At 58.7% G+C, this 13717-nt stretch carries 11 protein-coding genes, 1 tRNA gene and 1 pseudogene; 4 read left to right on the top strand and 9 right to left on the bottom strand.

The annotated features are described in order from the left end of the window. Positions 1-3: 3 nt before the first annotated feature. The 5 genes from QTA57_RS07645 to QTA57_RS07625 form a co-directional block, all read right to left on the bottom strand. Positions 4-1845: a glycosyltransferase gene (locus tag QTA57_RS07645; protein WP_290154345.1), complete on the bottom strand. Its 1842-nt coding sequence runs from the start codon at positions 1843-1845 to the stop codon at positions 4-6. Next, positions 1842-3389 carry a hypothetical protein gene (locus tag QTA57_RS07640; RefSeq protein ID WP_290154343.1) on the bottom strand — a complete coding sequence of 516 codons (1548 nt, stop codon included), beginning with the start codon at positions 3387-3389 and terminating at the stop codon, positions 1842-1844. The genes QTA57_RS07645 and QTA57_RS07640 overlap by 4 nt, the downstream gene beginning before the upstream one ends. 79 nt (positions 3390-3468) lie before the next feature. Further along, positions 3469-4680 carry an NAD-dependent epimerase/dehydratase family protein gene (locus tag QTA57_RS07635; RefSeq protein ID WP_290154342.1) on the bottom strand — a complete coding sequence of 404 codons (1212 nt, stop codon included), beginning with the start codon at positions 4678-4680 and terminating at the stop codon, positions 3469-3471. A 145-nt stretch (positions 4681-4825) separates the two neighbouring features. Beyond that, positions 4826-7330, bottom strand: a complete 2505-nt coding sequence (locus QTA57_RS07630) for a hybrid sensor histidine kinase/response regulator (protein ID WP_290154340.1) — start codon at positions 7328-7330, stop codon at positions 4826-4828. A gap of 99 nt (positions 7331-7429) precedes the next feature. Then, on the bottom strand, positions 7430-7915 hold the full coding sequence (locus QTA57_RS07625; protein ID WP_290154339.1) for a molybdopterin-dependent oxidoreductase: 486 nt from the start codon (positions 7913-7915) through the stop codon (positions 7430-7432). Positions 7916-8079: 164 nt separating this feature from the next. Here QTA57_RS07625 and QTA57_RS07620 point away from each other — a divergent pair, with 164 nt between their 5' ends. Beyond that, the gene (locus QTA57_RS07620) at positions 8080-8694 is read left to right on the top strand and encodes a response regulator transcription factor (protein WP_290154338.1); all 615 of its coding nucleotides are present in this window, start codon (positions 8080-8082) and stop codon (positions 8692-8694) included. A gap of 157 nt (positions 8695-8851) precedes the next feature. Here QTA57_RS07620 and QTA57_RS07615 read toward each other — a convergent pair. The 4 genes and pseudogenes from QTA57_RS07615 to QTA57_RS07600 all read right to left on the bottom strand — a co-directional run bounded on the left by QTA57_RS07615 (position 8852) and on the right by QTA57_RS07600 (position 12531). Then, positions 8852-8928: transfer RNA gene (locus QTA57_RS07615), tRNA-Arg, on the bottom strand. Positions 8929-8974: 46 nt separating this feature from the next. Further along, positions 8975-10308 (bottom strand): annotated as a pseudogene (locus QTA57_RS07610) (sensor histidine kinase). A gap of 77 nt (positions 10309-10385) precedes the next feature. Next, complete coding sequence (locus QTA57_RS07605) at positions 10386-11798, bottom strand: dihydrolipoyl dehydrogenase family protein (RefSeq protein ID WP_290154337.1); 1413 nt, start codon at positions 11796-11798, stop codon at positions 10386-10388. 1 nt (position 11799) lies between these two features. Then, the gene (locus QTA57_RS07600) at positions 11800-12531 is read right to left on the bottom strand and encodes a TVP38/TMEM64 family protein (RefSeq protein WP_290154336.1); all 732 of its coding nucleotides are present in this window, start codon (positions 12529-12531) and stop codon (positions 11800-11802) included. Between the two features lie 289 nt (positions 12532-12820). Between QTA57_RS07600 and rpmH the strand changes: the two genes are divergently transcribed. The 3 genes from rpmH to yidD are packed head-to-tail and all read left to right on the top strand — an operon-like array spanning position 12821 to position 13606. Continuing rightward, positions 12821-12958, top strand: a complete 138-nt coding sequence (rpmH, locus tag QTA57_RS07595; protein ID WP_025311815.1) for a 50S ribosomal protein L34 — start codon at positions 12821-12823, stop codon at positions 12956-12958. Positions 12959-12980: 22 nt separating this feature from the next. Then, positions 12981-13373 carry a ribonuclease P protein component gene (gene rnpA / locus QTA57_RS07590; RefSeq protein ID WP_290154335.1) on the top strand — a complete coding sequence of 131 codons (393 nt, stop codon included), beginning with the start codon at positions 12981-12983 and terminating at the stop codon, positions 13371-13373. A 29-nt stretch (positions 13374-13402) separates the two neighbouring features. Continuing rightward, positions 13403-13606, top strand: a complete 204-nt coding sequence (yidD, locus tag QTA57_RS07585; RefSeq protein ID WP_407933510.1) for a membrane protein insertion efficiency factor YidD — start codon at positions 13403-13405, stop codon at positions 13604-13606. Positions 13607-13717: the final 111 nt, after the last annotated feature.

Here is a 13717-nt window from a genome sequence, read left to right as displayed (position 1 = left end):
CGATCATGCCACGCGTATCGGTTTAGTGCCGACGATGTCTTTGAGCGTCGCATGCTCCATGGTTTCAGCTTTCACGTCGATCAGAATGCTGAGCATCGATTCAAGTGTGAAATAGGACCGCATCACTCGGAAGATCAGGTATTCCGGCAAGGCGATAATCCCACGCGGAACGCCATTCAGAAGTGAGGAGACCACCGCCACAATCGAGGGCGCCCCCGTGGTCACGGCCACAACCGATTGCCACATGATCGGGCTGTCCGGGTTGAAGCTCAACAAGCATTCCAGCGCGCCATAGATGATCAGCGGAACGAGCATCGCGCGACGCCCCGAATTGATCAGCATGTAAGGCAAGATCACCTTTCCCCGCAGGGTTTTGTGGCGCGAATAGATCAGGTCGCGGCAGCGCGAACTAATATGATAGACCGAGCGGAACCAGCGCATCCGCTGCTCGCGCATATGCATATAGGAGGCCGGAACCTCCGAGATATAACGGATCTTCGGGTCAACGACTGAGTGATAGCCAAGCTCACCGATCCGAAGCGAAATATCAGTGTCCTCGCCATTCATTCCCTCGACGAACCCGCCCAGATAGCGTGGGTGCTCCGTCCGATAGACCACAAACATGCCGGGAATACCGACCACGCAGTTCACCGCGCCCATAGCGACGGAATAGAATCCGTGTTTGACCAGAACCTCCAAGAGCCGCGCCCGATCGAACAGCGCGCCGCCGGGTGGCACAGGCACGCCCCCCACAACCCCCACCTGCGGGTTGGTGAAATAGGGCATCGCGCGGCTTAGGTTGTCCTCACCCAGAAGCGTATCGGCATCGACGCGGACCAGAAACTCCGTCTCCGTCGCATCAAGCCCGGCATTCAACGCATTGGACTTTCCAGGTTTCGGCACATTGATCACCCGCCCTTTGGCCGCAGTGCAAGCGGCCAACGTTGCGGTTGCGATCTCTTCGGTCTCGTCGGTGGAGTTGTTGTTCATGATCAAGATATGAACCTCACCGCCGTAATGGGCCGCAGCTTTGTCCATAGCTTCGATCGTATCCTTGATAATGTATTGCTCGTTATGTGCCGGAACGATGATCGAAACCGGCGGGCGGAACACCGGTGTTTTGGCGGTCAGCACGTCCCAAATCGCGATCGCGTAAAGCTGCCCAAAGAGCACTGGCAGAAAGAGGAACACACCAGGGCCGATCCCACCCAGAAGCGTCCATTGCCGCATCCAACCGACAATCCAAAGATCCAGCCCGCCGACATAGATCGACACCGCCGCCGCGACCACGATGGTTACAACCAAACGCCAAACGGCGCGGCGCTGGCTAATGGGGCGATGTTCGACCCGAATGCGTTCCGGCATATGGCCGCGTTCCAGAAGCTTGAAGGAATACACTGCAAAGCCGAGCAGGCCGGAGACAATCGCGCTGAAATGCAGGGAAAAAGCGAACCCGGCCCACTTGTGGAGCACCACATTGGCCAAATCCATAATCGCGCAGATCAACAGATAGCTCATTGTCATATCGAGGGCGAACAACACCCGTCCGTGCGCAGACCCCGAACTAAAGCCTGCAAACGAAATGAAGAAAGACACCAAGAAGATCCGGATCGCGATGGCGTGACGCCCCTCATGCGGGGAAAACACCAAATCCCGGTTCGGGAAGATCGTGCTGCCCACGGGCGAGTTCACGAAGAGCAGGAGCGCGACCGCTAGGCATGTGAAGGCCAACAGCATTGCGGGCGCCCGCCAGACCGAAACGAAGCCAGCAAACCGTTTGGGGGCGCTGTCAACCGAGATGAAGTTGATCTGATCGCGTTTGTCGTCGGCGCTTTCGGTGCTCATGCCGCATCTCCCGACCGGGTGAAGACAAAGGCGACATGGGCCACGTCTTCAAACGGGTAGTCCGCGATGGGCATCGCGGTTAGGCCGGTCTCTTCGGAGTAGAACACCAGCCAGGGCCCCGAGCCCGCACCCGTGGTCCAAGGCGTTAATGGCGTCCCGCGCGGCAAAACGGTGATGTCCGCGTCGGCGGAAGTTGCGGTGATGTCAAGTGTAGCTGGCAGAACGGCGGCCAGTGTCGACGCCGCCAGTGTCGCCTCGGCAGAGTTCACGCCCGGCAGAACATCCAAGCTGACCGACGCGCGGGCCTGCAGCATCTGCTGCAACTCCAGAATGCCATCGGTGTAGGAGGATGTTCCCGGCAGAAGGCGGGTCTCGCCGGTGATTTCTGCAACAAGATCAGGGCCATCGTTGCATTCACCCGGTGCGTCATAGGTGGAGCTGGCAATGATTTCGATGACGTTCTGCCGCTCCTGCATGTCAGCGGGAAGCGCGATATCAGCCTGATAGGCATCTGCGCTTGCTGGAAGAAGCTCATGAGCAACCAGGCGACCATTCAACGCCACGGTGATCTGCCATTGCCCACCCGAGGGCTGTGGCCCGAGCCGCATGACCAATGCCAAAACGCCCGGCAGCGTCTGATCCTCCGCATCCCACATATCATAGGTGAGACGCCATTCCTGCATTCGCTGAAACCGCCGCATCTGGAACAGCGCACTGTCCGGCGCAACCGCACGCGTCCAGGCAAACTCGTCGCGGTCTTGGCGCGGGCGGGCACGTCTCCCACGCTGTAGCTCCAAAAGATCCTCGCCGGTAAATGCGGCCGCGTCGTCATCGCGAAATGTCACCGCGACACCGGATTGACGCAGCGATGCGGCGGCGATCAAGCCGGTCTGCCGGGTGTCACCCGCCCGTTCGGACGGCCAGACGACCTGAACCTGGCGACCGGCGACAACCGCCCGATCGCGCGCCGTCTCAAGCGGCTGGTCCAAGGTCAGAAAAATAGCGCTGGTTGTCTCGATCTCGACAATGGCTTCGAAGCCAGTATCGATGCCGCAGGGACGGTGTGGTCCCTCTCCCCGCAAGCTGAACGAGACAACCAGCCGCTCCTGCGCAATCTCATCTGACGTGAGATCAATGCGCATGGAGCGTCCTGCCTCTCCTGGACGCAGCAACATCTCGGCCCGCCGGGTATTGCCGATCGAGATGCGCAACACCCCCTCGACTCCGGTAAGCGATTGAAATGTAGCATCGATTTGGAGGTATCCAGAAGTCGGGCGCGCGTCGATTGGCATATAAAACGTCGCGCCCTGATAGGCAGGTAGTCCTGTAAGAAGAAGTGGGTCGGTTGGCGCGGTGCGATACACGACAGCCGTGTCATCGCCGCGCGTGGATTGGGGCGCGACCGGGGTTTCGAACCGCATCTGCGGACCAAACACCAGATCGTTCGCCTGCCGGAGGCCAAGCCTCACAGCTTCGGAATTCGAGAGCAGGAGGGCTAAACCTGCGAGAAGGGATGCCAGAAGCCCGATGCCAATCAGTCTCATTTGCCAATCCTCATGAACCGCGCCTAAACGAGGGTTCGCCGGGTCCACCTCCACGCGGACCCGGCGAAAACCGTTAGGTTTAGGCGGCTTTCGGGGGCACGACACCAGGTTGCTGGTTGTCGGTCCAAGTCGAGACGCAGGGGATCATGTCCATGATGCAGCGATCCGCATATTTGGCCGCGATCTCTTGCGTTTCTTCCATCAGGCCGAAGGCGAGCGTGGTGGGTTCCAACCCGAGATCCAGGAAGGTCTCGTTGGAGACCCGCAGGTCGTTCTCGGCCGCCTCGTTGCGCGGGTTGTCGACCATCGCGACCTCAGCGCCAGTATTGCGCGCGATCAGTTGCGCCAGGTGCCGAACAGTGTGGGTCTCGGTCATCTGGTTCAGAATGGCGACCTTGCCGGTTTTCTGCGGTGGGTTTTCAACGGCCAGCGCGATGCATTTCACCGTGTCCTTGATGTGGATAAAGGCGCGGGTCTGACCGCCGGTGCCATGCACCGTCAGCGGATGACCGACCACGGCCTGCATCAGGAAGCGGTTCAGCACGGTGCCGTAATCGCCATCATAGTCGAAGCGGTTGATCAGGCGCTCGTCGCGCTTGGTCTCTTCGGTCTGTGTGCCCCAGACGATGCCTTGATGCAGGTCAGTGATCCGCAAAAGGTCGTTCTTGGCATAGAATTGGAACAGAAGCTGATCCATTGATTTGGTCATGTGATAGACGCTGCCCGGGTTGGTCGGGTAGAGAATGTCACGCTGGAAGATTTGCTTGTTCTCACCGGGGATAAAGACGCGCAGGTATCCTTCGGGGATTTCCAGACCGTCACCGTCATAACCATAGACGCCCATTGTGCCGAGATGCACGATATGCGGGTCGATGCCCAGTTCGGTTACAGCGGCCAGAAGGTTGTGGGTCGCCGAGATATTGTTGTCGACGGTGTAGCGCTTCTCCGTGATGCCTTTCATCGAATAAGGGGCGGCGCGCTGCTCTCCGAAGTGGATCACAGTGTCGGGCCGAACCGACGCCAGAAGCTCGGTCAGGCGATCAAAGTCGCGGGCGACGTCGATGTTTTCGAAATCGATGGTTTTCCCGGTGCATTCGGTCCAGGCCGCTAGGCGATCTTCCATCGATGCGATGGGGGTCAGGCTATCGGCACCCATTTTCTCGTCGATTTCGCGCCGAGACAGGTTGTCGACGATTGTGATGTTATGTCCAAGCTCGGACAGGTGCAGGGCTGTCGGCCAGCCGCAAAACCCGTCGCCGCCGATTACAATGATGTTCTTTGTCTTTTCCATGTTTCTAGTTCCTCATCATCCGTTGCGCGGATGCGCTATGTTGCTGATGAGCCTAGTTTTATGGGGTGAAAGCGCCCCTGTCCGGGTCACGGAAGGATAGATTCCGGGGAATTGGAGACCCAGCCTATCCCGAAGGATAGGGCGCCTAGCCAGATGTGTGGGAAGTTTCTTCGCGATTCAGAACGGTGGCCAGATGTGCCTCTACATCATCGTGCATCGAATCCAAGTTCAGTAGAGCCGAGTCGTAACCTGCGGCGTCGTCTGAGGTATTGGCCGCCTCCGCCCGATCAATCCCTTTGACCAGCGCATCCAGACCCAACATCACAGTCGCACCGCGGAGCTTGTGCAGCATTTGCGAGATCTTGACTTGATCGGCGGCCGGCGACTGCTCTTTCAACTCCGATAATGTCTCGCGTAACTCGGCAAAGTATCTGTCAACGGTTTCGCGGGTCTTCTCTGGGCCAAGCGCGCCCAACAACTCGCCAAAGACATCCTCTGCGATCAATCCCGTCGCGGGCGACATTTCACGCGATGTTTGAGCCACACCCAACAGCACCGCGCCAAGTACGGAGAGGCGGATCGGTTTGGTACAAAACTCATTCATGCCCGCCGCTTCGGCCCTGGCGCGGTATTCTTCGCGACCATGCGCGGTCAGACCAACGATATGTGTCTCTTTGTTTGGCCCGATGCCGGCGCGAATGCGTCGCGTCGTCTCGATCCCGTCCATCACCGGCATGCTGATATCCATCACGATCAGATCAAACGCCGTGGCCTCCGCCAATTTAAGCCCTTCAAGGCCATTAACGGCCTCGGTCACCTCATGGCCGAGATTAATGAGCATCTCCCTGAGCACCGAGCGATTGATCGCGTTATCCTCGATCACCAGAATGGACCGCGACTGTTGCGCAGCATCGGCATCGGCATCGGCGCCTAGAGATGGATCGTCGCTCTCGTCGGTCGCCGCAATGCGCTCAAGCGGCACGGTCAGCGTGAAGCAGCTCCCCTCGCCCACCACACTCTCGACTTTGAGATCGCCTCCCATCAACCGGGCGATCTTTCGTGAAATCGATAAGCCCAAACCGTCGCCGCGCGACTGTCGCCCTTGAGAATGGGACAGGGCCACAAAGTCTTCGAATATATCTTCCAGATGCTCAGCGTCGATACCGGGGCCCGTATCTGTAACACTGATCTTCGCAACGGTTTGCTCTGCCCCATGAATGCCGGAGACGCGAACCGTTACACTGCCTTGATCAGTGAACTTGATACCGTTCCCGATCAGATTGGTCACAATCTGCCCGATCCGCCCCCCATCTCCCAGATACGCCATCGCCATGTTTGGTTCGAGTTCCAGATCGAGATTGAGCGTCTTTTCCTGCGCCAAAGGGCGGAGCACTTCGACCACATGCCCAATCGTTTCTTCAAGCTCGAATTCCTGCGGGGTCAGAGTCATCGCCCCGCTATCGATCCGCGTGATGTCGAGCGCCTCGTTGATATGCTCCAGCAAAATCTCACCAGAGGCGGTGGCAACCTGCAAAAACCGTTCCTGGCGATCCGTTGGCTTTGTCGTACGCAATAAGTCCAAAACACCAAGGATGCCGTTCAATGGCGTGCGCATCTCATGGCTCATGACTGCGAGGAATTGCGACTTGGCGCGGTCAGTCCGCTCGGCCCTGTCTCGCGCGTCAATCAAGGTCTGTTCATTGATCTTCTGCTCGCTGATATCGCGCAGATACGCGATGAACAATTCTCCATCGCCTTGTTGGGCCGAGGTGATGCTGAGCTCGACCGGAAACTCCTCACCGGTTTTGCGAAGCGCCGACAATTCAATCCGGCCTGCGTTGAGAACGTGCGGGTCCCGTGACTTGAGATAGCGCGACATGCCATTTCGATGGGCCTCGCGAAATTGATTTGGAATGATCCTGTCTTCGAGTTTGTGACCAATCATCTCGTCGCGTTGCCATCCAAAGATCCCCTCGGCGGCTTCGTTAAAATCGACGATCTCTCCAGCTTCGTTGGCAATCACGATGCCGTCCAGCGAGGCTGCAACGGTTGAGGCAAGCCGATCTGTCGTGGCCTCCAAATCAGCGTCTCTCTGCCGCGCGCGGGCCAAGAGACGATCAAAGATGATGAGCATCACGGTCAAGATCGCGACCAGCGCCAGCGCGATCTCTCCCGTCCACGCAAACTGCCGCGCAAACTCGGCCCGGCGCTGTTCAGACGCCTCCGCGCCCAAGGCCAAGCCCAGCACCGCCAATCGTCGGACATCCGGGCGGAGCGCGTTGGTCCGCTCCCGCATACCGGCAATCGCCTCCGCATCAAGCGGCGCGCCAGAGTCGATCACGGCGGCCACATCTGTGGCGTAACTATATAGTGCGGCGAGGAGCTCTTGAGCCTCCTCATTTCCGGCAAACAATTCGGCGCCGCGACCGGTTCGAACCAAACCAATCCGGCTGAGCGCGATATCGGTCCGGAGGCGGACCCGATCTGTGTTTGGCGGTGTGCGGATCGCCTCTTCGGCAAGGGTCGCGCGCAAATTGGCAATTTCTGTATCAACCTGAAGGATGGTCCATTGGATATTGTCATTATCCGCCGTCGACAGCGCGCGAACCTCGCGCAGCACATTTATCCCCATGACCGCAAGAAGCACCATAAGACCGCCAATCGCAGTCAGAATGAGAAGCCGCCTCGGGGACATAATGCTCTGCTTCACTCCTTGCCTGTCAGCCTCAGACTAGCTGGCAAAGACCAATCAATCTACGGCTGATAACCGGTTGAGTTGCCAAATCGAGCGGGCATAGATCGTTTCGGTTTGGAATTCAGGATCGGCATCATAAGGATACACAACCCAAAACGGCCCCTTGTCACGGACTGACATCGTCTCGCCATCCATACGCGTTGCGACAATCGGGAACTCCTCGCCAATCTCATCAAGCGGCATTTCGACCGCATAATCATTCAGCGCAATCATCGAAAGCGAGGTGCCTTCGATCTCTGACGCGGACAGGATTGCGCGAAGCGGCACACCGCTGAAAGCCACATCCTCATCCGTCCAAATTGTTGAGGTCGTAAACTCGGCCTGCTCCATGGCATCGAGATCAGACAGAGCAAAGCTGGTTTCGGCGCCATTAGTGCCCGTCACCGTCAGCACCCAAGCATCCTGCGCCATTGCGGTAGACGACTGAGCCAACAGCGCCACAGCCATCGCGGCTCCAAACATCGACGTTCGGCCAAGCATGAGAGATCCTTTCAGTTCCAAATCGATGGGCTGGTCATACACGCCAAATGTTGCGCGGTGGCAGGTATTGCGGATAGGGACCTATACCTTCGTATAGGTAATGCTGTTCATTGCCTTAAAAACCTTCCATAAAAGATCAGGTGGTTCGGCAATACAGGTGGCCAATGCCAAATATTTTAATCGCTGATGACCATGATTTGGTGCGCGAAACGATTGCTGCGTATCTTTCACAATCACCCGATTTTAAAGTGATAACGGTCGCAACTTTGCGGGATGCCCTGACAAGCCTGGGCGGGGAGTTGCCCATCGACTTGGCCATTTTGGATTATAATATGCCGGGAATGGATGGGCTGAGCGGTCTCGAAGCGGCGGTCACGCAATACCCGATCAGCAAAATCGCGCTGATGTCTGGTGTCGCAACGCCCGAGGTCGCGAAAGAAGCGATGAGCCTCGGGGCCCGAGGGTTCTTTCCGAAATCCCTTTCGGCCGAGTCAATGGTCAACGCGATCCGTTTCGTGCTGTCAGGCGAGCAGTATTTCCCCTTTGAGTTTGCGAAAGAGCAAGCTGAAACGAGCAACAAGGCCGACTATCGCGGCCTGACCCCTCGCGAAATGGAAACCTTACTGCAGCTCTGTGAAGGCAAATCGAACAAGGAAATCGCCCGGGAACTCGGATTGCAGGAGGTGACGGTGAAGTTACACGTCAAAAACATCCTGACCAAAATGAAAGTCAAAAACCGGACGCAAGCAGCACTGCTCGCGCGCGAAGATGGTATTTGATCTGGGCGCACGTCATGAGCAGCCTTACCTGATTGGCCCGGCTGGGTTCTTAGAGTCAGGACCCTAGCCATATAGGATAGAAGGCTAGATTATGCACCGGGAAAGGAAAGGTTCTTTCGCAAATAGACGAACTATGTGTCGCTTCACAATGAGATAATGGCGCGCTGGGGAGGATTCGAACCCCCGACCCCTTGATTCGTAGTCAAGTACTCTATCCAGCTGAGCTACCAGCGCGTGAGAGCGGGGTTTACCCCCCTCCTCGGTCAGCGCAAGGGCCAAATCAAGCTGCGATGTTACCGGGCAAGTGGATACAAAAGACGGTGCCCTCGGGGCCGGTCTCATCCAGTTCCAACCGCCCGCCATGGCCACGGATCAACTCCGCTGCAATCGCAAGACCGAGCCCTGTGCCGCCCTTCCTTGTGCCGCCCTGAAACGGCTGGAACAGATGATCGAGCGCTTTTTTGGGCAAACCCGGCCCAGTATCACGGACCTTGACCCACCAGCCATCGCCATTCTCTCCTGCGCTGACGCTGATTTCTCCTGGTTGCTCCGTCGCGATAATCGCCTGACGGGCGTTCCGCACCAGATTGCCCAAAACCCTGTAGAGCTGCTCGGGATCGGCACGCGCCATGATCCCGGCCGGGATATCGGTCGTGAGGGTTACCGCGTCTTGGCCGACGATCAGGCGCTCACTCTCGACCAGATCACCGATCAGATCATGCAGATCGACTCGTGCCAGCGCGGGGGCGGCTCTTCTGCCCGCCCAAAGGCAAGTGTGCCCTCGCAAAGGTTCACCGCGCGGCCAAGCGAGGCGACTAGTTTTGGCGTGGTGCGCTTGACGGTCGGATCATCGATAGTTTCAAGGCGGTCGGCCATCAGCGTCGCAACCGTCAGGATATTCCGAAGATCATGGCTGATCTTTGCGACGGCTTCGCCCAACTGCGCCAGGCGCTCGCGCTGTCGCAATGCGCCTGTCAATTGGGTCTGCAACGACTGCAACGCCGTTTCCGCATCACGCAGTTCAGTCACACCAGCCTCAGGCTCGATAATACGGCGCGCGTCCTCCGGCGCCTCGGCATAGGACATCATGTGACTGACCACGCGCTTGATCGGGGTTACCAGAAAACGGCGCACCGCCAAAAACAGCAGCGCCGCCGTGACGACAGAGATCAGGGCCGAGAGCCAAAGAATACGAATGCCGTAGTCAATCAACGCCGCACGCAACGGCGCGGTATACATTGTCACCTCGATCAGTAGGCCGGCCTCGCGCACCGGTTCTCCGATCACTCGGATCGTCTGGTTTTCCGGTGTCGTCAGCCGCATCATCGCATCGCGGATCAACTGCCAGGCCGGCGCGTCGCGCAGGTCGAAACTGTAGGAGACGGGTGGGATGTTCTGCGTGGCCAAGATCAACTGCCGCACCTCGTCGCGCCGCAGGACCACGTTCAGAACCTCCGCATTCTCCAGAAGCTCATATTCCAACTCGTCGTCGATCATTCCATCCGTCGCCAGAAGCGCCAGGGAGGCGATCTGGGCCCGTTCCAGTCGGTTCAGGAGGTAATCTTCGCGGAACCGGGCGACAGACGGCACAAAGATCAGAATCTCGGCAATCATCACGAAGATCACCGTCAGGATCAAAAATCTGCCAGAAAGCGAATTCACGTCGCGCGTCTTCCCTCAGCTTGGCGGCTCTAGAACCGCTGGACCAGCCGCACCACCCGCTTAACCCAGGCGTTTTCAAACAGCTTGGGGGAAAAATAGACCCCCGCGGCGCGTTTGTTAATCTCCCCAAGCGTCGGATAGGGCGCGACCATTCCGGCAACAGCGCTCATTTTCAAGCCGTTGGCAATGGCCAAGGCCCAGATTTGAATAAGTTCGCCTGCCTGTGCGCCGACAATCGTGGCGCCGACGGGTTTGCCTTTGACGACCATGACCTTCACAAAACCCGTCGTCTGCCCGGTGGCAATCGCCCGATCATTTTCATGATAGGGGAAACGGGCGACCTCCAGCTTGTCGCCATGGGCCTCGCGCGCCTGCGCCTCCGTCATCCCCACCTGGGCAAGCTCTGGATCAGTATAGGTGGCCCAAGGAATGTGATCGGTCCGAGCCTTTGCGGGCAGGCCAAAAAGCATTGATCGAACGATCACACCGGCATGATATCCCGCCACATGCGTGAATTGCAGCCCGCCTGCGGCATCGCCCACGGCATAGACGCGTTTGTTGCTGGTGGAGCGGAGCCCAGCATCCACGGTCACGCCCCGTCGGGTGTGATCCACATTGCCCGCCTCGAGGTCCATTTGGTCGACATTGACCTGACGACCCACGGCGACCAGCAGATGGGAGCCCTCAAAGCTGCGACCGTCCTCGGTTGTCACGGTCACCGCGCCATCACCACCGGTGACCTCTGAAACTTGCGCCCCCTCGACAATGTCTATTCCTTCGGCTGTGAGTTTTTCCAGCACAATCGCGGCCCCCTCGGGGTCGTCCTTGCCGAGCGCCTTCAGGCCTTCCAGCACAGTCACTTTGCTCCCAAGCCGCAGATGGGCTTGCGCCATTTCCATGCCGATCGGACCGCCGCCGATAATGATCAAATGATCGGGGCGGTCGCGCAGATCGAAAATCGTCTCATTGGTGAAATGCGGCACGGTCTCCAGGCCGGGGATCGGCGGCACGAATGGTCGCGAGCCGGTGGCAATGACGAACCGGCGGGCTTCGATGATATGATCTCCGGCTTGCACCTCGGTCTCGGAGATAAAGCGGCCGAACTCGCGGATCACATGGACACCGAACCCCTCGAACCGTTCCTGACTATCGACCGGGGCAATCGTCTCGATCACGCTCTGCACATGGTCTTTGGCCGCCGCGAAATCCGCATCCGGCGCGTGACCCGCTACGCCGAAGGCCGCGACAGAGGTCTCATGTGCTTTGTGCCCGGCGGCCAGCAACGCCTTTGACGGCACGCAGCCATAGTTCAGGCAGTCGCCGCCCATTTTATGGCCTTCCAGGAGCACGACTTTGGCTCCCATCTGTGACGCGCCCGCAGCAACGGACAGGCCTCCGGACCCCGCGCCGATGACGCAGATATCTGTCTTGATGCGGGTCATGTCAGAGACCTTTCTTGCCGCGAATAGCTTTCAGGAGGATCGGCAGAGCTGCCAAGGCGCAAAGGCCAAGAATCGGGCCAAGGATCGCCGGTTCAAAGATAATGGAAAGGTTCGGCGTCTCACCCATGGCGAAGACCTCGCCCAAACCCGCCCCAACCCAGGTATAAACAACTGAGCCTGGCATGATCCCGAAAAAGGTCGTGAATACATAGCGGTTCAGCCGAACCCCCACTAATGCGGGCAAGAGATTGGCGACGAAGAACGGCACGACCGGCACGAGACGGATCAGGAACAGCATCGACAGCTCGTTTTCCGCGATGCCGTCTTTGATGCGTTTCGTCAGTCCGCTTGAGGCATCCATCCGCGCCGCAAGCCGGTCACCCAGACCCCATTTTGCCGCCAGAAAGATTGCCGTCGCGCCGAGTGTCGCGGCAATGATGACAAAGAGCGCGCCCGGGAAGAGACCAAAGAGAAAGCCACCGGTTAAGGTCGCAATCGCCGCGCCGGGGAGGGAAAAGGCGACGATCAGCACATAGATCGCAATAAAAGCCGTCACCATGGCGACGTAATTCGCGTCGCGGAATGCCAATAGCGCCTCGCGATTGTCGCGCAGCGTCTCAAACGACAAAAGATCGCCCAGCAGGAACCAGCCCAGCGCCGCCCCTGCCGCAATGAGGATTAGGGGCAAGAACCGGGAAACGCGGGATTTGGGGTCTGTCATGGTGTCGGACATCTCAAAACTACCTGAATGGCGGGATTTGCCCAGAACATGCCCTCGTTCGGGGGCCAGACATAGGCCCCTCACGCTGCCTTGATAGGACGTGACAGAAAGCGGGGGTTTATGTCAGAAATTCCCACCATTCTGACATATCTGACCCGGTGATGTTTCAGTTCTGTCGATTCCGCCTCGGCATTTGTTGACACGGGCGCGCCAAGACCGTATTGCCCGGGTTCTCAAGGATTCCCTCGCCGTTTGACGCCTCCATCCGGGATGCCGTCCGGCCAGATTACGGAGCAAAACAATGTCGAAACGTACGTTTCAGCCGTCCAACCTGGTCCGCAAGCGGCGCCACGGTTTCCGCGCGCGCATGGCCACCAAAGCAGGCCGCAAGATTCTGAACGCCCGCCGCGCCCGCGGCCGGAAGTCGCTCAGCGCCTGATTTGCCTCGAAAGGCCGGTGGTATGACACCGAACGCGCCTCCGCCGACGGCCCCGTCGACGGGGGCTTTTTTGCTTGAGACTCTGACCAAGCGACCCGATTTCCTGCGCGCCGCGCGGGCCGCCCGTGCACCAGCGCCAGGATTTCTGCTGCAAGCTCGCAAACGCGCCGCCACCGAAGAGGTCACGCCCGAGGTGATCCGCGTCGGGTTCACCTGCTCCAAGAAAGTTGGCAATGCCGTCGCCCGCAATCGCGCCAAACGGCGACTGCGCGAGATTGCCCGCGCGGTTCTGCCTCTGGAAGGGCAACCGGGCTGGGACTATGTTCTGATTGGCCGGGCAGGTGCCACCGCTGATCTGCCCTTTGCGCAGCTCAAAGCGGACCTATCCCGCGCCTTGAAGAAAGTGCATCGATGACCCTCTTGGCCAAACTGTTCGCGTTGCCGGTGCGCGCCTACCGGCTGATCTTCAGCCCATGGGTTGGGTTTAATTGTCGTTATCATCCGACTTGCTCGGCCTATGCCCTGGAAGCTTTGGAAAAACACGGGGGCCTGAAGGGAAGCTGGCTGGCGCTCCGACGGATCGGTCGCTGTCACCCTTGGGGCTCGTCAGGTATCGACAACGTCCCGGATAGGGACCCGCCCAAATAGAACGACCCGCCGAGACCGCAGTTTGCGCCGCAAGCCAGTCAGCATTTCAACCCATGATCCGGTCCAACCCCGTTCTGCAACCCACGCGTATTGCCAATTTGATCAGCGGGG

It is taken from the genome of Fontisubflavum oceani (assembly GCF_030407165.1).
Taxonomy (GTDB): Bacteria; Pseudomonadota; Alphaproteobacteria; order Rhodobacterales; family Rhodobacteraceae; genus Rhodophyticola; species Rhodophyticola oceani.
This window is presented reverse-complemented; position numbering and strand designations above follow the sequence as displayed.

What these genes read in the sequence shown, in the direction of transcription:
- QTA57_RS07645 (WP_290154345.1), bottom strand. Translation starts at nt 1,845, where the DNA reads ATGAGCACCGAAAGCGCCGACGACAAACGCGATCAGATCAACTTCATC.
- QTA57_RS07640 (WP_290154343.1), bottom strand. Translation starts at nt 3,389, where the DNA reads ATGAGACTGATTGGCATCGGGCTTCTGGCATCCCTTCTCGCAGGTTTA.
- QTA57_RS07635 (WP_290154342.1), bottom strand. Translation starts at nt 4,680, where the DNA reads ATGGAAAAGACAAAGAACATCATTGTAATCGGCGGCGACGGGTTTTGC.
- QTA57_RS07630 (WP_290154340.1), bottom strand. Translation starts at nt 7,330, where the DNA reads ATGGTGCTTCTTGCGGTCATGGGGATAAATGTGCTGCGCGAGGTTCGC.
- QTA57_RS07625 (WP_290154339.1), bottom strand. Translation starts at nt 7,915, where the DNA reads ATGCTTGGCCGAACGTCGATGTTTGGAGCCGCGATGGCTGTGGCGCTG.
- QTA57_RS07620 (WP_290154338.1), top strand. Translation starts at nt 8,080, where the DNA reads ATGCCAAATATTTTAATCGCTGATGACCATGATTTGGTGCGCGAAACG.
- QTA57_RS07605 (WP_290154337.1), bottom strand. Translation starts at nt 11,798, where the DNA reads ATGACCCGCATCAAGACAGATATCTGCGTCATCGGCGCGGGGTCCGGA.
- QTA57_RS07600 (WP_290154336.1), bottom strand. Translation starts at nt 12,531, where the DNA reads ATGTCCGACACCATGACAGACCCCAAATCCCGCGTTTCCCGGTTCTTG.
- rpmH (WP_025311815.1), top strand. Translation starts at nt 12,821, where the DNA reads ATGTCGAAACGTACGTTTCAGCCGTCCAACCTGGTCCGCAAGCGGCGC.
- rnpA (WP_290154335.1), top strand. Translation starts at nt 12,981, where the DNA reads ATGACACCGAACGCGCCTCCGCCGACGGCCCCGTCGACGGGGGCTTTT.